Here is a 24,910-nt window from a genome sequence, read left to right as displayed (position 1 = left end):
CCGCGACGACACCTCCCACCCGTGTCGATCTCCGGAGTCGTCAAGCTCTTCGTCGGTAAGCCGGTCCACCCGATCGGGTCCGACGGCCGGATGGCCCTCTCGGACCACCTCCGGGAGCTGCGCGCACGCATCCTCAAGGTCGTGCTCGCACTCCTGGTCACCCTGATCATCTCGCTGTTCTTCTTCGACCCGCTCTTCGCGGTCGTCAACGACCCCTACCAGCAGGCCCAGGACGCCCTGGGCGCCGACCGCACCCAGGCCACGACCTCGGGCGCCGGCGGCGGTCTGCTGCTCTACCTCAAGCTGTGCGGCCTGGCCACGCTGGTGCTGACCAGCCCGGTCTGGCTCTACCAGATCTGGGCCTTCATCCTGCCGGGGCTGCACCCCCACGAGCGCAAGTGGACGCGCGTCTTCGCCGCCATCGCCGGGCCGCTGTTCTTCGCCGGCATCGTGCTGGGCTACGTCACGCTGCCCAAGGGCCTCGAGGTGCTCATCGGGTTCACCCCCGACGGGCTGACCAACCTGGTGGAGTTCAACGAGTACCTCACCTTCTTCAGCCGCACCCTGCTCGTCTTCGGCATCGCCTTCGAGATCCCGCTCTTCGTGGTGATGCTCAACCTCGCCGGCGTCGTCAAGGGCAAGTCGCTGGCCGCCCACCGGCCCTGGATCATCGTCGGGGTGTTCATCTTCGCCGCGGTGGCCACCCCCTCGACCGACCCCTTCACGATGACGTTCATGGCCGTGCCGATGGTGCTGCTCTTCCTCGTCTCCGAGGTCATCGCCCGGTGGAACGACAAGCGGCGCGCCGCGCGCGGCATCAACGCCGGGCTCTCGCCCGACGAGATCTCCACCCTGTGAGCGTCGCCGTCACGCTGCACGACCTCGACCCCTTCGAGCTGCCGGAGTGGCTGGGGGAGGACGACGTCACGTGGGCCGCCGAGTCCGGGGTGCTCAGCGGCCACCGGGTGACCGGGGTGCTCTCAGGGCGCGCCGCCGGGTCGGGTCCGCTGCCGTGCGACCTGCTCGCCGTCGACGAGGCGCACCCGCGCCCGGTCGCCGCCGACGACGTCCGCTCCCGCGCCCACCTGGCGTGGCGCCACGGCCAGGTGCTGCTGGTGCAGCCGGCCGACGGCCCCGAGGAGGACCGGTTGACCCTCGCCGTACCCGGCCGGTCCTTCAGCGCCGACCTGGTGCTCGACGCCCTCGGGCGCCTGGCCAAGGCGGTCGGCGGCTCGCCGGAGCACTACAGCGTCCTGCTGCGGATCGGGGTAGGGCCGCTCCCGTAGGTTGGGGGTCATGAGCACGGCTGACGAGATGACCCCGGCCGAGCGCTACGCCTCCTACCGCGCGCACCGCAGCCACCCCGTCGTCCACGACTTCGAGGCGATGTACGACTTCGGCCTCGACGACTTCCAGCGTCGCGCGTGCCGCGAGATCGAGGACGGCCGCGGCGTGCTGGTCGCAGCGCCCACCGGGTCGGGCAAGACCATCGTGGGGGAGTTCGCGATCCACCTGGCCCTCCAGACCGGGCGCAAGGCGTTCTACACCACCCCGATCAAGGCGCTGTCGAACCAGAAGTACCACGACCTCGTGGCGCGCTACGGCCCCGACCAGGTCGGGCTGCTGACCGGCGACAACACCGTCAACGGCGAGGCGCCCGTGGTGGTGATGACCACCGAGGTGCTGCGCAACATGCTCTACGCCGGCTCGCGCACCCTCGACGGCCTCGGCTTCGTGGTCATGGACGAGGTGCACTACCTCGCCGACCGCTCCCGCGGCGCGGTCTGGGAGGAGGTCATCATCCACCTGCCTGACTCGGTCACCGTGGTGTCGCTGTCGGCCACGGTCTCCAACGCCGAGGAGTTCGGGGAGTGGCTGGAGACCGTGCGTGGCGACACCACCACCATCGTGGAGGAGAAGCGGCCCGTGCCGCTCTACCAGCACGTCATGGTGGGCAAGCGGCTGCTCGACCTCTTCGCCTCCTCCGACGTCGACGCCGCCGCCGGCTTCGTCAAGGAGGGCGCCCCGGTCAACGAGGAGCTGATGAAGGTCGCCCGCGACGACTGGGCCGCCTCCCGGATCAAGGACCGGCGCTCGCCCAAGGGAGCGCGCGGCAAGGGCGGGCCCAAGCAGGTCGGCAACGGCCGGCGGGTCTGGATCCCCAGCCGCTACGACGTCATCGAGCGCCTCGACCGCGAGGGCCTGCTGCCCGCGATCGTGTTCATCTTCAGCCGGGTCGGCTGCGACGCCGCGGTCTCGCAGTGCCTCAACGCCGGCATCCGGCTCACGACGCCCGAGGAGCGCGACGCCATCTACGCCTTCGTGGAGCAGAGCTGTCGCCACCTGCCCGACGACGACCTCCACGTGCTGGGCTACCACGACTTCCTCGACGGGCTGACCCGCGGTGTCGCGGCCCACCACGCCGGCATGCTGCCGGCCTTCAAGCAGGTCGTCGAGGAGCTCTACCTGCGCGGCCTGTGCAAGGTCGTCTTCGCCACCGAGACCCTCGCACTCGGCATCAACATGCCCGCGCGCACCGTGGTCATCGAGAAGCTGTCGAAGTGGAACGGCGAGACCCACGCCGACATCACCCCGGGGGAGTACACCCAGCTCACCGGGCGGGCCGGGCGCCGCGGTCTCGACACCGAGGGCCACGGCGTCGTGCTCTGGCAGCCCGGCACCAACCCGCGCGAGGTCGCCGGCCTGGCCTCGACCCGCACCTACCCGTTGCGCTCCTCCTTCCGGCCCTCCTACAACATGGCCGTCAACCTGGTCCACCAGTTCGGCCGCGAGCGGGCGCGGGCCACGCTCGAGCAGTCCTTCGCGCAGTTCCAGGCCGACAAGGCGGTCGTCGGGCTGGCCCGCCAGCTCCGCAAGAGCCAGGACGCCCTCGAGGGCTACGCCGAGGCCGCGCAGTGCGACCGGGGCGACTTCATGGAGTACGCCCGGCTGCGCAAGCGCATCGGCGAGGTGGAGAAGGACGCCAGCCGCGCCAAGCGGGCCGACCGCCGCGCCGAGGCCATCGAGTCGCTGCGCCTGCTCAAGGTGGGCGACGTGATCGAGGTGCCGACCGGCAAGTTCGCCGGCCTGGCCGTCGTGGTCGACCCCGGCTGGGACGAGGAGGCGCCGCGTCCCTCGGTGGTGACGATGGACCGTCAGGCCCGCCGACTGGCGATGATCGACTTCCCGACCCCGGTGCAGGCGCTCACGCGGATCAAGGTGCCCAAGAGCTTCAACGGCCGCAACCCGCAGATGCGCCGCGACCTGGCCTCCGCGCTGCGCTCGCGCACCCAGGGCGTCGTGCCGCCGCCCAGCGCCGGCGGCGGCTCGCGCCGCTCCTCCATCGCCCGCTCCGGGGCCGACGAGGAGGTCCTGGGGCTGCGTGCGCAGCTCAGGGCCCACCCCTGCCACGACTGCCCCGACCGCGAGGACCACGCACGCTGGGCCGAGCGCTACTTCAAGCTGGAGCGCGACGCCACCACCCTGCAGCGCCGGGTGGAGAACCGCACCAACACGGTCGCGCGCCAGTTCGACCGCGTCTGCGACGTGCTCAGCGCGCTGGGCTACCTCGCCCCCGACGGCGACGACCCCAGCGACGCCCGGGTCACCGACCGGGGCAAGCGGCTGATGCGGCTCTACTCCGACATGGACCTGCTGGCCGCCGAGGCGATCCGCGAGAGGCTCTGGGACGCCCTGCCCGCCTCCGGTCTCGCCGCCGCCCTGTCGGCCCTGGTGTTCGAGGCCCGTCGTGCCGAGGACCCCACCTCGCCCCGCCTGCCCGGCGGCGCCACGCGCGAGGCCATGACCGCCACCGTGCGGCTGTGGGGGGAGCTCGACCGCCTGGAGAAGGACCACAAGCTCGACTACCTGCGCCAGCCCGACCTCGGCTTCGCCTGGATCGCCTACCGCTGGTGCGAGGGCGACGACCTCGACGACGTGCTCGGCGACAGCGACATGTCGGCCGGCGACTTCGTGCGCCGCATGAAGCAGCTGCTCGACCTCGGTGGCCAGGTCGCCGACGCCGCCGGCGACACGCCCCTGCGGCGTACGGCGCGGGAGATGATCACCCGCATGAAGCGCGGCGTCGTCGCCTACTCCGGGCTGCCCGACTGACCCGGTCGACACGCTGCCGCGCACGCACGACGGCCCGCCACCGGGACCGGTGGCGGGCCGTCGTGGGAGCGGGCCGGGCTGGACGGTCTCAGACCGCCTGCTCGATGGCTGCGGCCACCGGGGTGGACCCGCCGACCAGCTCCCACTGCTTGCCGATCGTGCGGTCGTCGACCAGGCACGCGGCCACCACGGCGGCCACGTCGGCGCGGGGGACCTCACCGCGCTCGAGGGTCTCGGCCAGCGCGACCTGGCCGGTGCCCGGGTCGTCGGTGAGGCCGCCGGGGCGGATGATCGTCCAGTCCAGGTCGCTGGCCCGCAGCGCCTCGTCGGCGCCGCGCTTGGCGTCGACGTAGGCCTTCCACGCCTCCTCGACGTCGTCGCCCACGGGGTTGTCGACGCCGATCGCCGAGACCTGCACGAAGCGGCGGATCCCGGTCTTGCCGGCGGCCTCGATCGACTTGGTCGAGCCCTCGAGGTCGACGGTGCGCTTGCGCTCGATGTTGCCGTCGGCGCCCCCGCCCGCGGCGAAGACGACCGCGTCGCAGCCCTCGAAGGCCGCGGCGAACCCGTCGGCGTCCTGGGCCTCGATGTCGAGCAGGCGCACCTCGGCGCCCAGGGCCTCGAGCTCGGAGCGGTACTCCTCCTTGCGTACGAGGGCCACCGGCACGTGGCCGTGGTCCTTCAGCACACCGTGCAGCTGCTGGGCCACCTTGCCGTGGCCCCCGACGATCGCGATTCGACTCATGCCGTCCAACGTACGTCGCCCCCGCGCCGCGCCGATCACCCGAGCGGGGGGTCGGGGCGCCCGGCCCTGCGGGCGGCTCAGGCCTGGCCGAGCACGCCGAGCAGGCGCTGCACCGGCGACTCGAGGCCCCAGCGCGCGGCCAGGTCGGCCAGTCGCTCGGGGTCGGCCGGCGAGGAGGGCAGCGCCGTGGGGGAGCGCTCCAGGTCGATGTCGCGGGCCACCGCGACCACGCGGGGCGCCACCGCGAGGTAGTCGGTGGCGGCCAGGACCTTGGCCCGCGGGCCCTTGGCCAGGTCGGAGTCGGGGTCCTGGGCGGCGGCGAGGATGGCGGGGATGTCGCCGTGGCGCGACAGCAGCGTCGCGGCCGTCTTGTCGCCGACCCCGGCGACGCCCGGCAGCCCGTCGGAGGCGTCGCCCCGCAGGGTGGCGAAGTCGGCGTACTGCCCGGCGCCCACGCCGTACTTGGCGCGGACCCAGGCGTCGTCGACCCGCTCGTGGTTGCCGACCCCGCGCGCGATGTAGAGCACCCGGACGTCGGCGGCGTCGTCGACGAGCTGGAAGAGGTCGCGGTCGCCGGTGACCACGTCGACGGGCTGGCCCGCGCCGGTGGCGAAGGTGCCGATGACGTCGTCGGCCTCGAAGCCCGGGGCGCCCACGACCCGCAGGCCCACCGCCTCGAGCACGTCGCGGATGATCGGCACCTGCACCTGCAGCGGGTCGGGCACCTCCTCCACGTCGGGGTCGGACTCGACCTCCTCCACGACGCGGTGGGCCTTGTAGGAGGGCAGCAGGTCGACGCGCCACTGCGGGCGCCAGTCGTCGTCCCAGCAGCAGACGAGGTCGGTGGGGCGGTAGTCACCGACGAGGCGGGAGATGAAGTCGAGCAGGCCGCGCACCGCGTTGACCGGGGTGCCGTCGGGGCCGGTGATCTCCGGGACGCCGAAGAACGCGCGGAAGTAGAGCGACGCCGTGTCGAGGAGCATCAGGCGGCCGGGAGCGTCGGTCTGCGGGCTGGTCACGCCCGGCAGTCTCCCACGCGGCCTGCCCTACGCTGTCGGCCGTGACCACATCCGACGTCGAGGCCACCGACCGCAGGATCCTCGAGCTGCTCGCCACCGACGGGCGGATGTCCTACACCGACCTCGGCAAGGCCACCGGGCTGTCGACGTCGGCGGTGCACCAGCGGGTCAAGCGCCTGGAGACCCGCGGCCTCATCCAGGGCTACGGCGCCACCATCAACCACGCCGAGATCGGCCTGCCGCTGACCGCGCTGATCTCCATCCGGCCCATCGACCCCTCGCAGCCCGACGACTGCCCCGACCGGCTCCAGCACCTCACCGAGATCGAGTCCTGCTGGTCAGTGGCCGGCGAGGAGTCCTACGTGCTCAAGGTCCGCACCGCCACCCCCGCCGCCCTCGAGGACCTCCTGGCCCGCATCCGCCACGCCGCCAACGTCTCCACCCGCACCACCATGGTCCTCTCCACCTACTACGAGAACCGCCCGGTGACCGGCTGAGGGTGGGTCGGCGCCGGCGGCGGGTTTCACCAGCCGGCTGGCGAAACCCGCACCGGTCGGCCCACGCATCGGCCGACAAGTGCGGGTCTGGGCCGACCAGTCGGCCGATCTCCGATTCTCGAGGGGGACGAGAGCCCCAGCGGGCCCGGCCGTCTCGCTGTGCACCCCGAGACCCGGGCCGGGCGCGGGGCCGTGGGTCAGGCGGCCCAGACGCCGCCGGCGAGCACGGCACGGACGCGTGCGACGGTGCGCTCGGGGTGCTGCAGGTCGGCCCAGGTCAGTCGGACGCAGCGCCAGCCGGTGAGACCGACGACGAGCTGCTCGCGCCGCCGCTCGCGCAGCAGGGCATCGGCCGCGGAGTCGCCGGGCGCCAGCAGCGTCGTGTACTTGACCTTGCCGTCGACCTCGGCGAACACCCCGAGGTCGGGCCAGGCGAAGTCGAGCCGGGCGACGATCACCCCGCGGGCGTCGCGGACGACGTACTGCGGGATGGGCGTCGGCAGGTGGTGGCGCCAGAACAGGTACATCGTGCGCGACTCGGCAACGCTCTCGCAGCGCCCGTCGGCCAGTCCGACGACCAGCCGGGCGTGCAGGTGGCGGGGCCAGCGGACCGTGCTCGCCAGGCCCTGCCGCAACGCGGGCACGGAGGTCTCGCCGCGGTGGAGGAGCGTGTTGGTGACGACCAGACCGTGCTCGACGTCGGTGAGGCTGATGACGTCGAGGGCGGTGCGCGTGCCCGACGTCGCCCAGCGGCCGTCGCGGCGGGTCAGGTCGCCGACCCTGACCGTCCCGCGGTGCTGCGCCACCCCGGCCTGCGAGCGACCGGCTCGTGCGTCGGTGCGGGTGAGGTGGACCGTGTCGGGCAGGTCCCACACCTCGGCCCCGAGCAGGTCGGCCGCACTCGTGTGCGACAGCACCACGTGGGAGCGCGCCGCCTGGTAGGCCGCTTCGGCCACCAGCAGCCGACGCCGGCGTGCGTCGGCGTCGCGCCACAGCGCACCGGCGCAGTAGGCGCCGTGCCGCAGCCGGTGCCACTCGCCCGAGCGCACCAGTCGGGCGATGCTCTTGTCGTCGTGGCCGAGGGCGAGCGCGTCACGGGTGGAGAAGACGTCGCTCACAGCGTGCAGGCGTGGGGTCGGGTCCATGCCTCGGAGGATGACCGGGCCCGGCGCGGCTCAACCCGCGGTACGCCGCGCCTGTGGACAACCCCGCGGCACCCGAGCCTGTCGGCCCGGACCCGCACCTGTCGGCCCGTGCGTGGGCCGACAGGTGCGGGTTTCGCCAGCCGGCTGGCGAAACCCGCGACGCGCGGTCAGCGACTCACCAGGCCTGGAGGGCGGCGGTGCGCCGGGAGGCCTCGGCCATCTCGGCGGCCTTGAGGGCGGAGGTGTCGAGCTCGCCGTGCTCGGCCCACCAGTCGCGGCCGGCCTGGGGGAGGGTGTGGATCGGGTCGTAGTACTCGAAGGTGCGGGTGAGCGCCTCGGGGTCGGCGGCCTCGATGGAGGTGCGGTAGTTCTTCGTCCAGTAGGAGATGCCGCGCTCGGTGTCGTAGTCGGCGAGCTGGTGCACCCAGCGCTTGCCGACGAAGGGCACGTCGCAGACGATGCGCGGGGTGGCGAAGCCGGGGAGGTAGCCCATGATGTGGTGCTGCAGGCGCTGGGCGTCGGCGACCGAGACCCGCCAGTGCTCCGAGAACGGGATCATGTCGCACATGTAGAAGTAGTAGGGCATGATCTGCGCGCCGTCGAGCAGGCGGAAGCACAGGTCGAGCAGCGCGTGCGGGTCGGCGTTGACGCCGTTGAGCAGCACGCCCTGGTTGCGCACGTCGCGCACGCCGGCCTCGAGCATCGCGCGGGTGGCGTCGGCGACCAGCGGGGTGATCGAGTTGGCGTGGTTGGCGTGGGTGTGGATGGCCAGCGAGACGCCGCGGGCGCGGGCCAGACCGGCGACGCGGGCGACGCCCTCGCGCACGTCGTCCTGGAGCCAGTGCTGGGGGAGCCCGACGAGGGCCTTGGTGGCCAGGCGGATGTCACGCACGTTCTCGATCTCGAGCACCGACATCAGGAAGGCCTCGAGGCGGGGCCACGGCATGTTGGCGACGTCGCCACCGGAGACGACCACGTCGCGCACCGAGGGGGTACGGCGCAGGTAGTCGAGCATGTCCTCGATGCGGTTGGTGGGCTTGCCGGCGAACTTCAGCTTCTCGATCACCGGGGTGGAGTTGCCCACGAGGTCCATGCGGGTGCAGTGGCCGCAGTACTGCGGGCAGGTCGGCAGCAGCTCGGCCAGCACCTTGGTGGGGTAGCGGTGGGTGAGGCCCTCGGTGGCCCACATGTCGTGCTCGTGCAGCGAGTCGCGGGTGGCGTAGGGGTGGGAGGACCAGTCGGTGCGGCGGTCGGAGAAGACCGGGATCATGTAGTGGCGCACCGGGTCGGCGTAGAAGGCGTCGGTGAGCGAGCCGGGGCCGGCGGGCTCGGTGGTCGGCGCCATCGTGTTCATCATCTGCGGCGGCACGAGCATCGACATGGTGGCGCGCTCGGCCTGGTCGCGCTCGAGGTCGGCGTAGAACCGCTCGTCGAGCAGGTCGCCCATCAGCTCGCGCAGCTGGCGCACGTTCTTGACGCAGTGCGAGCGCTGCCACTGCACCGAGGCCCACTCCTCGGCGGTGACGTCGCGCCAGCCGGGGAACCGGGTCCAGTCGGGCTCGACCAGTTCGACGCGGCGGTACGGGTACGGCTGACCCGTCTGGTCCTCCACCAGGGAGGCGATGGACGTCTCGATGCTCATAAGGGAACCGTAAACGAAGATCCTCCTGCGTGTCGAACCATGCGCCGCAAGATCTCCGGTCTCGCGGCGCTGAGGGCGTCGTCCTCTAGACCAGTCCGCTCGCCGTCAGGGTCCGACGTACGACGGGGTCGTCGGCGGGCACGCCGTAGCGCAGCGCGTAGACGGTCTCCACCAGCTGCCGCAGGTCGATCTGCGGGCCGACCTGCTGGCCGACCTGCTCGGAGCCGGCGGCCCCCGGACCCAACGGCTGTTCCATGAGCAGCAGCCGCGGGGCGTGGCCGTCGTCGTGGGGCGGCAGGTAGTCGCGCACCGGTCGCAGCCGCCCGCCGAGGCGCTCGTAGAAGACGATGCGGCGGCGGTGCTCCTCGACCAGCTCGGACGGCAGGTCCGGCTCGTCGGGGTCCTCGACGTCCCAGACCAGCCGGGTGCGGCCCTCCGCGCGCAGCCGGCGCGTGAGCTCGGCCCACAGCGCCGAGCCGATGCCCTGGCCGCGCCGGCCGGCGGCGAAGTAGCGCAGGAAGGTCCAGCCGGTGTCGCCGCTCCCGGCGGGCGCGGCGTCGACGAGGTCGCGCACGAGGGCGAGCCCGACGGGCACGCCCCGGCCGTCCTCGCCGTCCTCACCGTCCTTGCCGGCGAGGTAGACGAGCATCCGGTCGACGAGGAGGTCCTCGAAGGGGGCGAGCAGCTCGTCGGGGAAGGCGCCCTCGTAGATCGCGCGGACCGCCTCGACGTCCGCCGCCCCCAGGGACGACAGCTCGACCAGACGGGGGCTCACGCGGACCACACCCGCTCGCCACCGAGCCACGTCTCGCGCACCTCGACCTCGCGCAGCCGCGCGGGGTCGACCTCGGTCGGGTCGCCGGGGTCGGCCGACAGGACGGCGAGGTCGGCGAGCATGCCCGGCGCCAGTGTGCCGCGGCTGGTCTCCACCCGGGAGGCGTGGGCCGAGCCGTAGGTGTAGGACACCAGCGCCTCGAGCCCGGTCACGGCCTCCTCGGGCCCGCAGGGCAGCCCGCCGTCGGTGAGGCGGTTGACCATGTCGTGCATGCCCAGCAGCGGGGCGCCGTCGACGACGGGCCGGTCGGAGCTGCCGGGCACCACGATCCCCGCGTCGAGCAGGGTGCGGTGGCGGTAGGCCCACCCGGAGCGCTCCGGGCCGAGCGCGCGCAGCATGCCGTCGCCGATCTCGCCGACGAAGCGGCCCTGCGGCACCGGCACCACCCCGAGCGCCGCGGCGCGCAGCACCTGGTCGGGCCGCGAGACCCCGAAGTGCTCGATGCGGTGGCGCACGTCGGGTCTCGGCCAGCGCTCCTGGGCCTCGGCGTAGGCGTCGAGGACGAGGTCGATGGCGGCGTCGCCGATGGCGTGGGCGGCCACGCGCCACCCCGAGCGGTGGGCCTGGAGGATGCGGGTGCGCAGCGCCTCGGCGTCGTCCTGGAGGTAGCCCCGCTCGCCGGGGGTGTCGGAGAAGTCCTCGCACATGGCGGCGGTGTGGCCGATGAGCGAGCCGTCGGAGAACACCTTGACCGGCCCGAGCCGCAGCCGGTCGTCGCCCAGGCCGGTGCGCACGCCCAGGTCGAGGCCGAGCGGCATGTCGTCGTCGACGTGCGCGGTGAGCGGGTGCAGCGCGTCGGCGGCCACCATCAGCTCCACCCGCACGGGCAGGCGGCCCTGCTCGCGCGCGGAGAGGTACGCCGCGACCTCGACCGGGCTCTTGCCGATCCAGCCGCCGCCCACGCCGGCCTCGACCACCGAGGTGATGCCCTGCGAGAGGTAGACCCGCCCCGCGCGCTCGATCGCGTCGACCAGCGTGGCCACGGGGTAGGGCAGCACCAGCGCGTTGAGCAGCTGCTGCGCCTGCTCCTGCAGCAGCCCGGTCGGCCGGCCGGTGGCGTCGGTCACGACCAGGCCGCCCGGCACGTCGCGGGCGGCGTCGGCCAGCCCCAGCTCGGCGAGCAGCGGGGTGTTGACCACGCACATGTGGCCGGAGGTGTGGCGCAGCCAGACCGGTCGTCCGCCGGCGGCGCGGTCGAGGGCGTCGCGGTCGGGGTGGGCGCCGATCTTGTTCTCGTCGTAGCCGGCTCCGACCACCCAGGCGCCCTCGGGGAGCGTCGCGGCGCGCTCGGCGACCGCGGCGTAGAGCGCGTCGAGGTCGGGCCGTCGCAGGTCGACCTCGGCCAGGCTGAGGCCGTACCACGCCATGTGGTTGTGGGCGTCGTGGAAGCCCGGCACGACGACGGCGCCACCGAGGTCGACCACCCGCCGGGCGGGCACCTCCTCGGTGGCCACCACCCGACCGTGGAGCAGGGCGAGGTGGGAGGCGACGTCGGCGCGACCGGGGCCGGTGAGGGTGCGGACCCGGGCGTTGGTGAGCAGGACGTCGGCCTGCAGCGCGGGGCTCACGAGGCGGCCCCGGCAGCGGCGGCCTCGCGGCGCAGCGCGGCCTTCTCGACGCGCTGGGAGGCGGTCAGCGGCAGCGACGCGCGCAGCTCCCAGTAGCGCGGCACCTTGAAGGCCGCGAGCCGCTCCTCGCACCAGGCACGCAGCACCTCGGGCGCGTCCTCACCGAGGCCGGGCGCCACGACGTAGGCCTTGACCTCCTCGCCGCGCACCTCGTCGGGCACACCGAGCACGGCGGCCAGACGCACCTCGGGATGCGACTGGAGCACGTCCTCGACCTCGTGGGCGGCGACGTTCTCCCCGCTGCGGCGGATCATGTCCTTCATGCGGCCCGCGAGGTAGACACGGCCCTGCTCGTCGAGGCGGGCCAGGTCGCCGGTGGGGAACCAGCCGTCGGGGTCGAAGGGGCTGGGGTGGCCGAGGTAGCCGTCCATCATGCCCGGCCCGCGCAGCCACAGCTGCCCGTCGTCGTCGACGCGCACCTCGCGGTGGGCGGCGGGCCGGCCCAGGCAGCCGGTGCCGACCAGCGCGTCGTGCTCCTCGGCGCCGACGCGGATGTCGGCGCCGGTCTCGGTCATCCCGAAGGCCTCGTGCCAGCCGACCCCCCACCGCTCCTCGATCTCGGCGTGGCGCCCGGGCGGGATCGCCGAGCACTGCACCGCGCGCACCCGGTGGTCGCGGTCGGCGGGGTCGGGGTCCATGCGCAGCAGCAGCACGGGCATCGAGGCCAGGCAGTAGAAGTAGGTGACCCCGTGGGCGCGCACGCGGGAGAAGAAGGTGGAGGGGTGGAAGCCGTCGAGGGCCACGAGGTGCGCCCCGGCCAGCAGCGCGGCGGCGACGTTCCACTGCGGGTCGATGTAGTGGAAGGGCTGGGCGGTGAGCATGACGTCGTCGCCGGTGAGGTGGGGGAACTCGGTGGTCAGCGAGCCGGCCAGGGTCGTCCAGTACCGGTGGGGGAGCAGGCAGCCCTTGGGGCGACCGGTGGTGCCGGAGGTGTACTGCACGTTGGCGGTCGTGGCGGGGTCGACCGGCCGCTGCTCGAAGGGCGCCGCGGTGGCGGCACCGGCGTCGAGGTCGGCGACGTCGAGCACCTCGGGAGCCGGCTCGACGCCCGCCAGCACCGCGGAGTACGCCGGGGACGCCAGCACCAGCCGCACACCGGCGTCGGCGAGCACGTGGCCCGCGTCGGCACTGCGGTAGCGGACGTTGAGCGGCACCATCGCCGCACCGAGCCGGGCCAGCGCCAGCCACGCGGTCGGGAAGTCGGCGGTGTTGCCCAGCAGCACGCCGACGCGGTCACCCTGGTCGACGCCGCGCTCGCGCAGCTGCTGCGCCCACGCGGCGGTGCGGGCCTCGACCGCGGCGAAGTCGAGCCGGGTGAGGCCGCCGTCGGCGTCCTCGAAGGTCCAGGCCGGTCGGTCGGGCCAGCGGCGCGCGGCCCGCACGACGAGGTCGGCGAGGCTGGCGTCCTGCAGGTCGGCCCCGGCCAGCGGCGGCTCCTCCCGGGGCGTCCCCGGCGCGTCGACCTCAGCCACGGACGAACTCCTCGCGGGGGGCCTCGCCCTCGCCCGAGAGCGAGGTCAGGACGGCGTGGTCGACCTCGCGGGCCATGGCCTCCTCGATCGTGGCGTCGAGGCCCAGGTCGAGCACCTGCTTGGCCAGGCTCACCGACAGCGGCGGCCGTGCGGCGACGCGGCGCGCGAGCTCGAGGGCGACCTCCTCGTGCCGGCCCGGGGGCACGGAGCGGGCGACCAGGCCCATCGCGGCGGCCTCGGCGCCGGAGACCCGCTCGCCCAGGAGCAGCAGCTCCTTGGCGCGGGCCCAGCCCACGAGCACGGGCAGCAGCCGTGAGACCCCGCCGGTGACGCTGAGGCCGACGCTGACCTCGGGGAAGCCGAAGGCGGCGTCCTCGGCGGCGACGACCACGTCGCAGGCCAGCGCGAACTCCGCGCCGGCACCCAGGGCGTAGCCGTGCACGGCGGCGACGACCGGGCCGGGGAAGCGGCGCACGAGCCGGGTGACGTCCTGGATGGCCTCGAGCCGGGCCCGGGTCTCCAGGACGGTCTCGACCGGCTCGGGCTCCTTGAGGTCGTGGCCGGCGCAGAAGGCCCGGCCGCGCCCGGCCAGGACCACGGCGCGCGCACCGTCGGCCTCGGCGCGCCGCAGCCCGGCGGCGAGGGCGTCGGTGAGGGCGGGGACGACGGCGTTGAGCCGCTCGGGGCGGGCCAGGTGGAGCTGGGCCACCGTGCCGTCGTAGGTGTAGTCGACGCTCACCGGCGCGGCCTCCTGCTAGTCTCGGACTCCATCGATCGATCGATCGATCGGATCCGACGCTACACCACCGGGAGGCCGGATGAGAGCCGCGGAGACCGCGCCGGCCCCGACGGCGCAGCGGGTGCGCGAGGCCGCCCTCGAGCTCTTCGCCGAGCGCGGCTACCACGGCACCGGGATCCGCCAGCTCGCGGAGCGCGCCGGGCTCTCCTCGGCCTCGCTCTACCACCACATGGGGTCGAAGGAGGAGCTGCTCGGCGCCCTGATGCGCGAGAGCCTCGAGCGGCTGCTGGCCGAGGCGCAGGCCGTGGCCGCCCGGGAGCCCGACCCGGGGGAGAGGCTGTGCGCCCTGGTGCGCCTGCACGTGCGCAGCCACGGCGAGCGCCCGCTGGAGACCCGGGTCGTCGACGGTGAGGTGGCCGCGCTCACCTGGCCGGTGCGCGCGGAGGTGGTCGCGCTGCGCGACCGCTACGAGGCGGTCTGGCACGACACCATCGACGCCGGGCTCGCGGCGGGGCTCTTCCACGTCAGCTCGCCGGCCCTGGCCCGCCGGGCCCTGCTGGAGATGTGCAGCGGGGTCGCGCGGTGGTTCGACCCGACCGGTCCGACGGCGCTGCCCGACCTCGCGGAGCAGTACGTCGACCTCGCCCGCGCCCTCCTCGGGGCCGATCCCACAGCGGGTCGGCGCGTCGACGGCGACACGCCGCGACCGGTCTAGATTTCTCGGGGACTTTCACGATCCAGAGCGCCGCGCTGACCTGCGCAGACGCGCGTCGTCGCAGGTCAGCGCTCGGTTGACACCCGGGCGCGCAGAAAGTCATCGTGTGCCGTCCGCTCGCGCAGATCGCGGGAGTCGGACCGACGTCCGAGTGGCCGTGTCGGAGGGTGTGGGTGCCACGCACCTGTCCGACGCTGTTCGCGGAGGTCGGTCCGCTCCGCGGGAGTGGGCACGGAAGGATCCTGGTCCCCCTAGACAACAGCGCGGCCGCGGCAGCCGGTCTCGCCCGGGCTGGACCGACGGGTGCCGGGATCCTTCCGTACCTCTGCCGGGACACGCCCCGTACCGTGGTCGCGTGCTGATCCGGAGCCTGGGCGCCCTCCTCGCCGGTGTCGGCCTCTCGCTGGCCTTCGAGCCGGTCGCGGTGCCGGCGGTGCTGCCGCTGGCCGTGGCCGGCTTCTTCGTCTGCGCCCACGGTCTGTCGGCGCGGCGCGGGCTGGTGGTCGGCCTCGTCTTCGGGCTGTCCTTCTACCTGGTGCACATCTGGTGGATGCGCGCCGTCGCCGTGCCCGCCTGGCTCGCGCTGTCGGTGGTGGAGGCGCTGTTCTACGCCGCCCTCGGCGCCGCGGTGGCACGGCTCTCCACCGCGCCGCGCACACGAGGCGCCTGGCCGCTGTGGGCGGGCGCCGCCTGGGTGGCCGCCGAGGTCGTGCGCAGCGGCTGGCCCTTCAGCGGCATGCCCTGGGGCCGACTGGCCTTCGCCGTCGTCGACACCCCGGTGGCCGCCTCGCTGCCGTGGGTCGGCATGGTCGGCGTGAGCGCGCTGCTCGCGCTCGGCTCGGCGCTGCTGGCCTGGCTCGTGGTGGCCACGGGCCGCTCCCGGCTCGCGGCGGGCGGAGCACTGGCGGGCCTGGTCGCGCTGCTGGCGGTGCCGGCGCTCGCGCCGTACGACGCGGGGGCGCGCGAGCTCGACGAGGCCCCGAGCACCGCCACCGTCGCCGCCGTGCAGGGCGACGTGCCCGGACCGCTGGGCAACGACGTGCTCTACGACTTCCGCCAGGTGACCGAGAACCACGTGCAGGCCACCGTCGACCTCGCCGACGACGTCGCGCGCGGCGAGGCGGCCCGTCCCGACTTCGTGCTGTGGCCGGAGAACTCCACCGCGGTCGACCCCTTCAGCGACGTCACGACGCGTGCCGGGATCGAGCGGGCGGTCGGCGCGATCGGGGTGCCGGTCGTGGTCGGCGGGCTGGTCGACGACGGCCCCGACCACGTGCTCAACCAGGGCATCGTGTGGGACCCGGTCAGCGGGGCGGGGGAGCGCTACACCAAGTGGCACCCGGTGCCCTACGGGGAGTACATCCCCTTCCGACAGCTGCTCGACTTCAACTTCGGCGAGCTGGCCCGCATCCAGCGCGACATGCGGGCCGGCACCCGGGTGGAGCCGCTCGAGGTCGCCGGGGTGCGCGTGGCCGACGCCATCTGCTTCGACATCGCCTACGACGACGGCATCTACGCCCAGGTGACCCGCGGCGGGGAGCTGCTCACCGTGCAGACCTCCAACGCCACCTTCATCCAGACCGACCAGATCGACCAGCAGTTCGCGATCACGCGGCTGCGGGCGATCGAGACCGGGCGCTGGACGGTGGTGGCCTCCACCAACGGCGTCTCGGGGGTGGTCTCGCCGACCGGCGAGGTCGTGGAGACCGCCGACCCCCGCACCACCGCCGTGCTCGTCTCGGAGGTCGGGCTCACCAGCACCGTCACCCCGGGGGTCAGGGTCGGGCCGTGGGCGGCCCGGCTGTGCATCCTGGCGTCGCTCCTCGGACTCCTGGCGGCCGTCGTCCCGTATCGTCGTCGACCCACACTCACGCACCGCACCTCCGGGAGCGCGCCCGCGCTCGCCGGTCACTCGAGCGAACGAGGCCCCGCATGAGCATCGCCGGACTCGGCCGCGTCGTCATGGTCGTCCCGACCTACGACGAGGCCGAGAACATCGCCTGGATCGTCGGGCGGCTGCGCCGGGCGCAGCCCGACGTCGACGTGCTCGTCGTCGACGACGGCTCGCCCGACGGCACCGGCGACCTCGCCGACGCCCTCGCCGCGGCCGACCCCCAGGTCAGCGTCGTGCACCGCACCGCCAAGGAGGGCCTGGGAGCGGCCTACCTCCACGGCTTCGACGTCGCGCTGCGCGCCGGCTACGACGTCATCGGCGAGATGGACGCCGACGGCTCCCACCAGCCCGAGCAGCTCGGTGCCCTGCTCGAGGCGCTCCAGCAGGCCGACCTGGTGATCGGCTCGCGCTGGGTGCCCGGCGGCTCGGTCGTGAACTGGCCGTGGCACCGCCAGGCGCTCTCGCGCGGGGGCAACCTCTACGTGCGCCTGCTCCTGGGCATGTCGGTGCGCGACGCCACCGCCGGCTTCCGGGTCTTCCGGCGCACCACCCTGGAGAAGATCGACCTGTCGACGGTCGCCTCGACGGGCTACGTCTTCCAGACCGACCTCGCCGCCCGCACGCTGCGGGCGGGCCTGCGGGTGCGGGAGGTGCCGATCGAGTTCGTCGAGCGCGTGCGCGGCGACTCCAAGATGAGCGGGTCGGTGGCCTCGGAGTCGCTGCGGCGCGTCACCGAGTGGGGCCTGCGCGAGCGGCGCCGCCAGCTCGCCGAGGCCGTACGCCGTCGCCGCGCCCGCACCGCCGGGTCGGGCCGCTCGCACCGCGCGCGCAGCGGAGCGGGACGCCCGTGAGCCAGCCCGACGACGCACCCCGGCCCGGCCGGCGACCCGGCAGCCCGGCCGCCGGCCGGCGCCGCCCCTGGGCGCTGCTGCTCGTGGTCGCCTTCGTGGTGATGCCGATCGTCGAGATCTACGTGCTGATCCAGGTCGGCCAGGTCATCGGCGTGGGCTGGACCGTGCTGCTGCTCGTGCTCGACAGCATCCTCGGGGGATGGCTCATCCGCCGCGAGGGGGCGCGCGCGTGGCGGGCGATGCGCACCACGTTGGAGGCCGGGCGCATGCCCGCCCGCGAGCTGGCCGACGGCGGGCTGGTCGTGCTGGGCGGCACGCTCATGCTGAGCCCGGGCTTCGTGACCGACGTCTTCGGCATCCTGCTCATCCTGCCGATCACGCGTCCGCTCTTCCGCGGCGTGCTCACCACGCTCCTCTCACGCCGCCTGGTGGGTGGCGTGGCCGGCGGACCCGCCGGACCCGGCGGCTTCCCGGGCGCACCCCGTCCGGACGCACGACGCCCCGGACCGGGGCCGCAGGGGCCGGTGGTCCGGGGCGAGGTCGTCGACGACGAGTAGCCGCCGCGTCGCGGGGTCCGGCCGGAGCCGGACCCGCGCGGGCGTCAGGCGGAGGCCTGGCGCTTCTTGGCGTTGGCGCGGTGAAGGTGGGCCGGGCCGATCTCGCCGCCGCGCAGCAGCTCGAGACGCTCCTTGAGGATGTCCTCGAGCTCCTTCTCGGAGCGGCGCTCGAGCAGCATGTCCCAGTGGGTGCGCACCGGCTTCTCGGCCTTGACCTCCTTCTCGATGCCCGACGTGCTCAGCGCCTCGGCGCCGCAGCGCGGGCACTCCCACACCGCCGGGATCTCGGCCTCGACCGACATCGTGATCTCGAAGCCGTGACCCTGCGGGCAGCGGTAGCCGACCTGCTGGCGGGCCGCGAACTCGATGCCACGCTCGTCCTCGAAGCTCTGTCCTCCGAGTCGCGCTCCGCGCAACGTGCGCTCAGCCATGAGGCACCTCCAGTTCCTTGTCCCCCGGGTGGTCTGACGTGAGGCCGAAGCACGGCACGGTCGCCGTGGGCCGCGGGAACGCAGCGGCCGTCGCGATGCCGGTCTCACGAAGTGATCAACGGTACTGAGGTCCGGACAATTCCGGAAAACACCGCGACGCGGCTCACCCCCGCGGATTCACAGTCGCCTCTCAGGATGCGGTGCCCGGGCGGCGGGGGAGTCCCTCAGGCCGCCGACCGCCGCAGCAGCGAGGCCGGCACGGTGTTGCCGGCCTCCTCGATGCCGCGCCGGGGATCGAGGCGCAGCAGCACCAGGAAGCCCAGCAGGAAGAACACCAGGAGGGCGAAGATGGCGGGGCGGTAGGAGCCGGTGAGCTGGAAGACCAGGCCGAAGAGCAGCGTGCCGAACCACGAGGTGCCACGCTCGGCGGCGTTGTAGAGCGCGAAGTACTCCCCCTCGCGGCCGCGGGGGATGAGCAGGCTGAAGAACGAGCGCGACAGCGCCTGGGTGCCGCCCATGACGACCGCGATGGCGGCTCCGGTGAGCACGAAGAGCCCGACGTCACCGGCAGGCAGGGCGATGGCGGCGACGACGATGGCCATCCACCCGACCGTGCCCCACAGCAGGCAGCGGTAGGCCCCATGGGTGGAGGCCAGCCGGCCGAAGAGCAGCGCACCGCCGAAGGCGACGAACTGGATCATCAGGATGGTCGCGATGAGCACCGTCTGGCTCAGCCCGAGCTGCTTGGAGCCGTAGGTCGAGGCGCTCGCGATGACGGTCTGGATGCCGTCGTTGTAGAAGAGGTAGGCGATCAGGAAGGTCATGGTCATCGGGTAGCCGCGTAGCTCGCGCATCGTGGTCCACAGCTGCCCGAAGCTGCGCTGCACGAGGGAGCCCTCGCGCGACGGCGCCTCGGGGGAGGGCTGGTGGTCGCGCAGCCGCACGAAGGGCACGATCGTGAAGCCCGCCCACCACAGCGCCGCCGAGAGCATCGAGAGCCGCACGGCGAGCTCGGTGCCGATGCCGAAGGCGTCGTGGCCCAGCACGACGACGAGGTTGAGCAGGAGCAGCAGGCCCCCGCCGAGGTAGCCCCAGGCCCAGCCGCGCGAGGAGACCCGGTCGCGCTCCTCGACGGTGGAGATGTCGACGAGGATCGCGTAGTAGCTCACCAGCGAGCAGCCGCCGAGGATGCTCGCGGCGACCACGGCGACCGCGCCGAGCTGCCAGTCGTCGCCCTCCATGAAGAACAGCAGCGACCCGGCGAGCGCGCCGGCCCACGCGAAGCCGGCCATGTGGCGCTTCTTGTGCGCCGAGCCGTCGACGAAGGCCCCCACCACGGGCAGCACGAAGGCGCTGGCGATGGTGGCGAAGGTCGTCAGGTAGGCCGGCAGCGAGCCGGCGGCCAGGTCGAGCCCCAGCAGCGAGACGGTGCGGCTGCAGGTCTCGTCGGGGTCGGGGCAGCCGGCGGCCCGCCCGGCGACGGTGATCATGTACGGCGCGAAGAGCACCGTCAGCACCGAGGTGTAGAAGGCGGAGTTGGCCCAGTCGTACCAGCTCCAGGCCCGTTGCTCGCGCCGCCGCTCCAGCGGGCGCAGGTCGGCGACCCCGCGCGAGGCGCCGGTCGACTGCTCGGGGTCGGTGCTCATGCGGGCTCCCTCCACCGCCCCGCCGCCACGAGGACCTCGCGGAGGACGTCGGTGCGGTCGGTCATCAGGCCGTCGACGTCGAGGTCGAGCAGCGCGGTCATCTCCTCGGGGTCGTCGACGACCCACACGTGCACGTGCTTGCCGGCCGCGTGCGCCCGGCGCACGAGGGAGCGGGTCACGACCTGCAGCCGCCAGCGGCCCCACCGCCGCTCCCGCGGCACCTGGAGGGCGGCGACCCGCCGTCCGGTGAGCAGGTCGGCGAGGCGCGCGCTGGGGCACAGCCGCCACACCGCCACCTCCACGGGGTGGGCCGACGTGGCCACGCGCCCGCCGGTGAGCCGGCGGAAGCGGCCCAGCCGCCGCGGGGAGAACGAGCCCACCAGCAGCCGGTCCCACGCCCCCCGGTCGGCCACGAAGTCGGCGAGCGCCTCGACGGCGCCGTCCGACTTGAGGTCGACGTTGAAGCGGGCCCCGGGCAGGGCGTCGAAGAGCTCGGCCAGGGTCGGCACCTGCTCCCGGCCGCCGACCCGGGCCCGTCGGACCTCGGCCAGGCTCAGCGAGGAGATCGCGCCGCGCTGGTCGCTGACCCGGTCGAGCACGCTGTCGTGGAAGGCCAGCAGGACGCCGTCACGGGTCACGTGCACGTCGGTCTCGAGGTAGCGGTAGCCGAGGTCGGCGGCGTGGCGGAAGGCCGCCAGCGTGTTCTCCAGCCCCTCGATCTCGGGGTGGAAGGCCCCGCCGCGGTGGGCGAAGGCCAGCACCGGTCGGGTCGGCCCGGCGCCCGTGGCGCCCTCCCGCAGGTACGCCGGCACCGCGTCGGCCCGCGACGCCCGCGGTGCGGCCGAGGGGCGCGGGCGTCGGGTCACGGGCGTGAGTATGCACCTCCGCGCCCGGCGCCGGGGAGCGGCGGGCGGCGGGGCCCGCCGCGCGTGTCGGCCGCCGGCCGGGCCCGGGTGGGGGCCGGCCGGGGGCGGGTCACAGCCAGGTGTCGGCGTCGGCGCGCCCGAGCAGCACGGGGAGGGCGCGTCGCCACCGCTCCACGACCCGCGCCTGCGCGGAGCCACCGGGGTCGACGAGCCGGGTCATCGCGGCGCCGGTGAGCAGGTCGACGGTGAACTGCACGAGGGTCGCGACGCGGGGGTCCTCGTCGCCGACGACCCCCGCCACGGTGGCGTGCACCGTGGCGAAGACCCGGCGCTCGACCGGGCCCAGCACCGACCTGAGGTCGGGGTCGGTGCGTGCGGCGACCCACAGCTCCAGCACGGCCAGGAAGACGGGGTCGGCCAGGTCGGCCTGCACGAGGTCGACCGCCGCGTCCCAGCCGGTCCGCGGGTCGGCCTGCGGGTCGGTCCGCTCATGGGCGCTGGCGCCGGCCGCAGCGCCGGCCCGCAGACCGAGCACCCCGAGGCGCCGGGCGGCGACCTCCTCGACGACGGCCACCATCAGCGCCGCCCGGGTGGGGAAGTGGTGCAGCAGCGTGCCGCGGGCCAGCCCGGCGCGCTGCTGCACCTCGGCCAGCGTGGTGGCGGCGTGGCCCTTCTCGAGCAGCGAGGCCACGGTCGCGTCGAGCACACGGGTCCGGGTGGCCGCGCTGCGCTCGGCCTGGCTGCGCCGGGGGTGTGACGGGCGGGTCGCGGTCATCGGGCCAGGCTAACGGTCCAGGGTCACAAACAGTCCAGGCCGACGGTATGTTGTGCGCATGGACCCCGAGCCCTCCGCGGCGACCGACCCCGCCCGACCCGCCGCCCCCGGCCGCGCACCGGCACCCGCCGACCGGGTGGTGCGCGCGGTGCGGCGTACGACGGCGGGGGCGCGGGGCGCGGTGTCGCTCGCGCGGACCCCGGGGCTGGTGCGGGGCCTGGCCGCCGGGGTGGGCGAGGGCCTCGCCGCGCGGGTGGGGCTGACCGGCTCCGCGCGCAGCGGGCCGGAGGAGGTCGCGGGGCCGGGCGAGCACGGCGTGCTCGACCCCGACGCCGCGATGCCCGCGCCCGAGGGGCTCGACGGGTTCGCGCGGCGCGTCAGCGCGGCCCGGTCGGTGCCGTCGCCCGCGGCGGCGGTGGTCGAGCAGCTGCACTCCACCGGGGCGCTCGCCTCGTGGCTGACCCTGCACGCCGCCTACCGCGGCGAGGTGCCGGAGGTGCTGGCCGAGGGCGACGCCCTGCGCCAGCAGATCCTGCTCATGGACATCCCCGCCGAGGCGCGCTGGCGGGTGGAGGCGGCCGACGAGCACGGCCTGGCCCTGCGCGGCACCGGTCCGATGGGCATCATCCTTGCGCTGTGGCTGCGCGTCGCGCCGACCGACGGCGGCAGCGTGGTGAGGCTCGACGCCGGTCTCGACGGCGCACCCCTGCGCGGCCCCGTCGGCACGACCGCCACCCGCAGCGTCGAGGCCGCCCTCGCCTCCTCCCTGGTGGCGCTCTCCGAGGCGCTCAGCGGCGCGGCACCGGCGGGCCCGCGGCTGCGGGTCGGCTCCGCCCCCGTCTTCCACCGGGCCTCGGGCCGGATGCTCGAGGCGAGCACCCCGGTGATCGTGGGCGTGGGCCAGGTCGTGCAGCGCGACCCCGACCCGGTGGCTCGGCCTGACCGCGACCCCGTCGCGCTGGCCGTCGAGGCGCTGCGGCTGGCCGCCGAGGACTCCGGCGCGGCGCTCGACCTGCTCGCCGCCGCCGACCTCGTCTACGCCGTGCCGAGCGCGTCGTGGACCTACGCCGACCAGGCCGCCCTCGTGGCCGCCGGCGTCGGCGCGACCCCGGTCGCGACCGTGCAGTCGAGCCCCTTCGGCGGCGACGGCGGCCAGCTGGTCGTCAACGACGCCGCCGAGGCCGTGGCCGAGGGTCGCGCGCACGTCGTGCTGCTCGCCGGCGCGGAGGCCGGCGCCACGGTCTCGCGGGCGCAGGCGCTGGGGGTCGAGCTCGACTGGCCCCGCCAGCCCGAGGGCACCGCCCCCACCCGCACCGTCGGGGTCGACCGCGTCGCCAACACCGAGGCGGAGACCGGGGTGGGCCTCGGCGCGCCCGTCTACGTCTACGCCCTGCTGGAGTCAGCGGTGCGCCGGCGCCTGGGTCGCAGCGCGGGCGAGCACCTCGACCACGTGGCGCGGCTGTGGTCGCGCTTCTCCGGCGTCGCCGCGGCCAACCCCTACGCGTGGTCGCCGCACCGGGTCGCCGCGGAGGACCTGGCCACGCCCGCACCCGACAACCGCGCGGTCAGCGCGCCGTACACCAAGCTGCTGTGCGCCAACCTGCAGGTCGACCTGGCCACGGGCACGGTGCTGACCAGCGTCGCCGCCGCCGAGGCCGCCGGGGTGCCGCAGGAGCGGTGGGTCTTCGTGCACGCGGGCGCCTCGGCCCACGACGAGTGGTTCGTCTCCGAGCGCGACGACCTGTCGCGCTCGCCCGCGATCGCCGCGATCGGCGCGGCCGCGCTGGCCCACGCGGGCGCCTCGATCGAGGACGTCGACCTGGTCGACCTCTACGCCTGCTTCCCCTCCGCGGTCGAGATCGGGGCCGACGCGCTCGGGCTGCCCCTCGATGACCCCGCCCGACCCCTGACGGTCACCGGCGGGCTCACCTTCGCCGGCGGCCCCGGCAACAACTACGGCAGCCACGCCGTCGCCACCATGGTGCCGCTGCTGCGGGCCCGCCCGGCGGCGCTCGGGCTCAGCACCTCGCTGGGCTGGTACGCCACCAAGCACGCCCTCGGCCTCTACTCCGCCACCCCGCCCGAGCGCCCCTTCGCCCACCTGCGCCCGGTGGTGGACCGGCCGCCCCGGCGCCCCGTGCTGGCCTCCTACGCCGGACCCGCCGTCGTGGAGGCCGCCACGGTGCCCTACGACCGCTCCGGCGAGCCCGAGGCCGTCGTGGCCAGCCTGCTGACGCCGGCGGGGGAGCGGGTGCTGGTGCGCAGCGAGGACCCCGCGCTCGTCACGGCGATGCTCGACGACGTGCTGCTCGGCGCGGAGGTCGAGGTCGCCGTCGGCACCGGGAGCGGCACCGGGAGCGGGGAGGAGCGTCTCGTGGTGACCGCCCCCGGGCGCCCGGGCTCGACGCCGGCCCCGCTGCCCGCGGCGCCGCGCCCTCCGGTGCGCACCGAGCGTCGCGGTGCCGTGCTGGTCGTCACGCTCGACCGCCCGGAGGTGCGCAACGCCGTCGACGCCCGCACCGCCGAGGCCCTCGAGCAGGCCGTCGACGACGCCGAGGCCGACCCCGGGGTGCGGGCCATCGTGCTCACCGGAGCGGGTGGCACCTTCTGCGCGGGCATGGACCTGCGGGCCGCCGCCCGCGGCGAGCTGCCGGTGACCGCCGGGCGCGGGCCCCTCGGGCTGACCGGTCGACCGCCCACGACGCCCCTCGTGGTGGCGGTGGAGGGAGCGGCGCTCGCCGGGGGCTGCGAGCTCGTGCTCGCCGCCGATCTCGTCGTGGCCGCGCAGGACGCGACCTTCGGGCTGCCCGAGGCCCGACGCGGGCTCGTGGCCGCCGCCGGCGGCATGGTGCGCGCCCGCGAGCGGCTGCCGCGCAACGTCGCCATGGAGCTGGTGCTCCTGGGCGAGCCCGTCGACGCGCCGCGCCTGCACGCCCTCGGCCTGGTCAACCGGCTCGTGGCGCCGGGCGACGCCCTGGAGGAGGCCGTCGCCCTGGCCGCGCGGATCGCCGGCAACGCACCGCTCAGCGTCGCGCTGGGCAAGCGGGTCGTCGACGAGTCACCGGGCTGGGCGCCCGCGGGGGCCTTCGAGCGGCAGGGCGAGCTGGCCTCGGCGGTGCTGCTCTCCGACGACGCCCGCGAGGGCGTCGAGGCCTTCGCGGAGCGCCGCGACCCGGTGTGGCGGGGTCGCTGACCCCGGTCGCCGCACCTGCCGGGGCCGCGGGCGCACGTGTGCCGCGCGTGCCCGTCGTACGGCGGGAGGGGGAGCTGTCGGCCCGGACCCGCACTTGTCGGCCCGTGCGTGGGCCGACAGGTGCGGGTTTCACCGGCCGGCTGGTGA

The 24,910-nt window shown here is 74.7% G+C and carries 21 protein-coding genes; 9 read left to right on the top strand and 12 right to left on the bottom strand.

Translation table 11 applies throughout. The features are described 5' to 3' along the window. Positions 1–21: 21 nt before the first annotated feature. From tatC to M3673_RS08450, 3 genes are read left to right on the top strand one after another with little or no spacing between them, the layout of a single operon-like run. On the top strand, positions 22–858 hold the full coding sequence (gene tatC, locus M3673_RS08460) for a twin-arginine translocase subunit TatC (RefSeq protein WP_193660851.1): 837 nt from the start codon (positions 22–24) through the stop codon (positions 856–858). Then, a complete protein-coding gene (locus tag M3673_RS08455) occupies positions 855–1,286 on the top strand; it encodes a hypothetical protein (RefSeq protein ID WP_193660850.1) in 432 nt (143 codons plus the stop codon). Before tatC ends, M3673_RS08455 begins: the two co-directional genes overlap by 4 nt. Positions 1,287–1,296: 10 nt before the next feature. Next, on the top strand, positions 1,297–4,113 hold the full coding sequence (locus M3673_RS08450; protein ID WP_251532971.1) for an RNA helicase: 2,817 nt from the start codon (positions 1,297–1,299) through the stop codon (positions 4,111–4,113). An 88-nt stretch (positions 4,114–4,201) separates the two neighbouring features. On the opposite strand, the gene M3673_RS08445 is transcribed toward M3673_RS08450, so the two are convergent. Together M3673_RS08445 and M3673_RS08440 are read right to left on the bottom strand one after the other, a co-directional pair. After that, on the bottom strand, positions 4,202–4,858 hold the full coding sequence (locus M3673_RS08445) for an SDR family oxidoreductase (protein WP_251532969.1): 657 nt from the start codon (positions 4,856–4,858) through the stop codon (positions 4,202–4,204). 77 nt (positions 4,859–4,935) lie between these two features. After that, complete coding sequence (locus M3673_RS08440; protein WP_056864684.1) at positions 4,936–5,841, bottom strand: 5'-3' exonuclease; 906 nt, start codon at positions 5,839–5,841, stop codon at positions 4,936–4,938. Positions 5,842–5,918: 77 nt separating this feature from the next. On the opposite strand from M3673_RS08440, the gene M3673_RS08435 reads away from it, so the two are divergent. After that, positions 5,919–6,374: an Lrp/AsnC family transcriptional regulator gene (locus tag M3673_RS08435; protein ID WP_082502899.1), complete on the top strand. Its 456-nt coding sequence runs from the start codon at positions 5,919–5,921 to the stop codon at positions 6,372–6,374. 197 nt (positions 6,375–6,571) lie between these two features. On the opposite strand, the gene M3673_RS08430 is transcribed toward M3673_RS08435, so the two are convergent. The 6 genes from M3673_RS08430 to M3673_RS08405 form a co-directional block, all read right to left on the bottom strand. Beyond that, on the bottom strand, positions 6,572–7,519 hold the full coding sequence (locus tag M3673_RS08430) for a type IV toxin-antitoxin system AbiEi family antitoxin domain-containing protein (RefSeq protein ID WP_251532967.1): 948 nt from the start codon (positions 7,517–7,519) through the stop codon (positions 6,572–6,574). Positions 7,520–7,694: 175 nt separating this feature from the next. Beyond that, entirely contained in the window at positions 7,695–9,161 is a 1,467-nt protein-coding gene (locus M3673_RS08425) for a KamA family radical SAM protein (protein ID WP_193660847.1), read from the bottom strand. A gap of 85 nt (positions 9,162–9,246) precedes the next feature. Beyond that, positions 9,247–9,936 (bottom strand): GNAT family N-acetyltransferase, encoded by a 690-nt coding sequence (locus M3673_RS08420; RefSeq protein WP_251532965.1) that lies wholly within the window; start codon positions 9,934–9,936, stop codon positions 9,247–9,249. Beyond that, positions 9,933–11,564, bottom strand: a complete 1,632-nt coding sequence (locus tag M3673_RS08415) for an amidohydrolase (RefSeq protein ID WP_251532963.1) — start codon at positions 11,562–11,564, stop codon at positions 9,933–9,935. The genes M3673_RS08420 and M3673_RS08415 overlap by 4 nt, the downstream gene beginning before the upstream one ends. Next, a complete protein-coding gene (locus tag M3673_RS08410; RefSeq protein ID WP_251532961.1) occupies positions 11,561–13,096 on the bottom strand; it encodes an AMP-binding protein in 1,536 nt (511 codons plus the stop codon). Before M3673_RS08410 ends, M3673_RS08415 begins: the two co-directional genes overlap by 4 nt. Beyond that, complete coding sequence (locus tag M3673_RS08405) at positions 13,089–13,835, bottom strand: enoyl-CoA hydratase/isomerase family protein (protein WP_228941471.1); 747 nt, start codon at positions 13,833–13,835, stop codon at positions 13,089–13,091. The genes M3673_RS08410 and M3673_RS08405 overlap by 8 nt, the downstream gene beginning before the upstream one ends. Positions 13,836–13,914: 79 nt before the next feature. On the opposite strand from M3673_RS08405, the gene M3673_RS08400 reads away from it, so the two are divergent. The 4 genes from M3673_RS08400 (at position 13,915) to M3673_RS08385 (ending at position 17,852) form a co-directional block, all read left to right on the top strand. After that, the gene (locus M3673_RS08400; RefSeq protein ID WP_251532959.1) at positions 13,915–14,550 is read left to right on the top strand and encodes a TetR/AcrR family transcriptional regulator; all 636 of its coding nucleotides are present in this window, start codon (positions 13,915–13,917) and stop codon (positions 14,548–14,550) included. Positions 14,551–14,905: 355 nt separating this feature from the next. Continuing rightward, positions 14,906–16,486: an apolipoprotein N-acyltransferase gene (gene lnt / locus M3673_RS08395; RefSeq protein ID WP_251532957.1), complete on the top strand. Its 1,581-nt coding sequence runs from the start codon at positions 14,906–14,908 to the stop codon at positions 16,484–16,486. Beyond that, positions 16,483–17,295, top strand: a complete 813-nt coding sequence (locus tag M3673_RS08390; RefSeq protein ID WP_251532955.1) for a polyprenol monophosphomannose synthase — start codon at positions 16,483–16,485, stop codon at positions 17,293–17,295. Before lnt ends, M3673_RS08390 begins: the two co-directional genes overlap by 4 nt. After that, a complete protein-coding gene (locus tag M3673_RS08385) occupies positions 17,292–17,852 on the top strand; it encodes an FxsA family protein (protein WP_251532953.1) in 561 nt (186 codons plus the stop codon). Before M3673_RS08390 ends, M3673_RS08385 begins: the two co-directional genes overlap by 4 nt. Positions 17,853–17,896: 44 nt before the next feature. Here the strand turns inward: M3673_RS08385 and M3673_RS08380 are convergent, their stop codons facing one another. The 4 genes from M3673_RS08380 to M3673_RS08365 form a co-directional block, all read right to left on the bottom strand. Continuing rightward, the gene (locus tag M3673_RS08380) at positions 17,897–18,283 is read right to left on the bottom strand and encodes an RNA polymerase-binding protein RbpA (protein ID WP_056864435.1); all 387 of its coding nucleotides are present in this window, start codon (positions 18,281–18,283) and stop codon (positions 17,897–17,899) included. Between the two features lie 224 nt (positions 18,284–18,507). Further along, positions 18,508–19,929, bottom strand: a complete 1,422-nt coding sequence (locus tag M3673_RS08375) for an MFS transporter (protein WP_251532951.1) — start codon at positions 19,927–19,929, stop codon at positions 18,508–18,510. Further along, entirely contained in the window at positions 19,926–20,795 is an 870-nt protein-coding gene (locus M3673_RS08370; protein ID WP_308196114.1) for a glycerophosphodiester phosphodiesterase, read from the bottom strand. The genes M3673_RS08375 and M3673_RS08370 overlap by 4 nt, the downstream gene beginning before the upstream one ends. A 109-nt stretch (positions 20,796–20,904) precedes the next feature. After that, on the bottom strand, positions 20,905–21,570 hold the full coding sequence (locus M3673_RS08365) for a TetR/AcrR family transcriptional regulator (protein ID WP_251532949.1): 666 nt from the start codon (positions 21,568–21,570) through the stop codon (positions 20,905–20,907). A 58-nt stretch (positions 21,571–21,628) separates the two neighbouring features. On the opposite strand from M3673_RS08365, the gene M3673_RS08360 reads away from it, so the two are divergent. Then, positions 21,629–24,763, top strand: coding sequence for a crotonase/enoyl-CoA hydratase family protein (locus M3673_RS08360; protein ID WP_251532948.1), 3,135 nt, complete (start codon positions 21,629–21,631; stop codon positions 24,761–24,763). Positions 24,764–24,910 lie beyond the last annotated feature (147 nt).

This window comes from Nocardioides sp. P86, from assembly GCF_023712465.1.
Taxonomy (GTDB): Bacteria; Actinomycetota; Actinomycetes; order Propionibacteriales; family Nocardioidaceae; genus Nocardioides; species Nocardioides kribbensis.
This window is presented reverse-complemented; position numbering and strand designations above follow the sequence as displayed.

Coding starts and splice junctions, on each gene's coding strand:
- M3673_RS08360 (WP_251532948.1), top strand. CDS start 21,629: ATGGACCCCGAGCCCTCCGCGGCGACCGACCCCGCCCGACCCGCCGCC.
- M3673_RS08450 (WP_251532971.1), top strand. CDS start 1,297: ATGAGCACGGCTGACGAGATGACCCCGGCCGAGCGCTACGCCTCCTAC.
- M3673_RS08390 (WP_251532955.1), top strand. CDS start 16,483: ATGAGCATCGCCGGACTCGGCCGCGTCGTCATGGTCGTCCCGACCTAC.
- M3673_RS08445 (WP_251532969.1), bottom strand. CDS start 4,858: ATGAGTCGAATCGCGATCGTCGGGGGCCACGGCAAGGTGGCCCAGCAG.
- M3673_RS08380 (WP_056864435.1), bottom strand. CDS start 18,283: ATGGCTGAGCGCACGTTGCGCGGAGCGCGACTCGGAGGACAGAGCTTC.
- M3673_RS08425 (WP_193660847.1), bottom strand. CDS start 9,161: ATGAGCATCGAGACGTCCATCGCCTCCCTGGTGGAGGACCAGACGGGT.
- M3673_RS08430 (WP_251532967.1), bottom strand. CDS start 7,519: ATGGACCCGACCCCACGCCTGCACGCTGTGAGCGACGTCTTCTCCACC.
- M3673_RS08365 (WP_251532949.1), bottom strand. CDS start 21,570: ATGACCGCGACCCGCCCGTCACACCCCCGGCGCAGCCAGGCCGAGCGC.
- M3673_RS08375 (WP_251532951.1), bottom strand. CDS start 19,929: ATGAGCACCGACCCCGAGCAGTCGACCGGCGCCTCGCGCGGGGTCGCC.
- M3673_RS08440 (WP_056864684.1), bottom strand. CDS start 5,841: ATGCTCCTCGACACGGCGTCGCTCTACTTCCGCGCGTTCTTCGGCGTC.
- M3673_RS08400 (WP_251532959.1), top strand. CDS start 13,915: ATGAGAGCCGCGGAGACCGCGCCGGCCCCGACGGCGCAGCGGGTGCGC.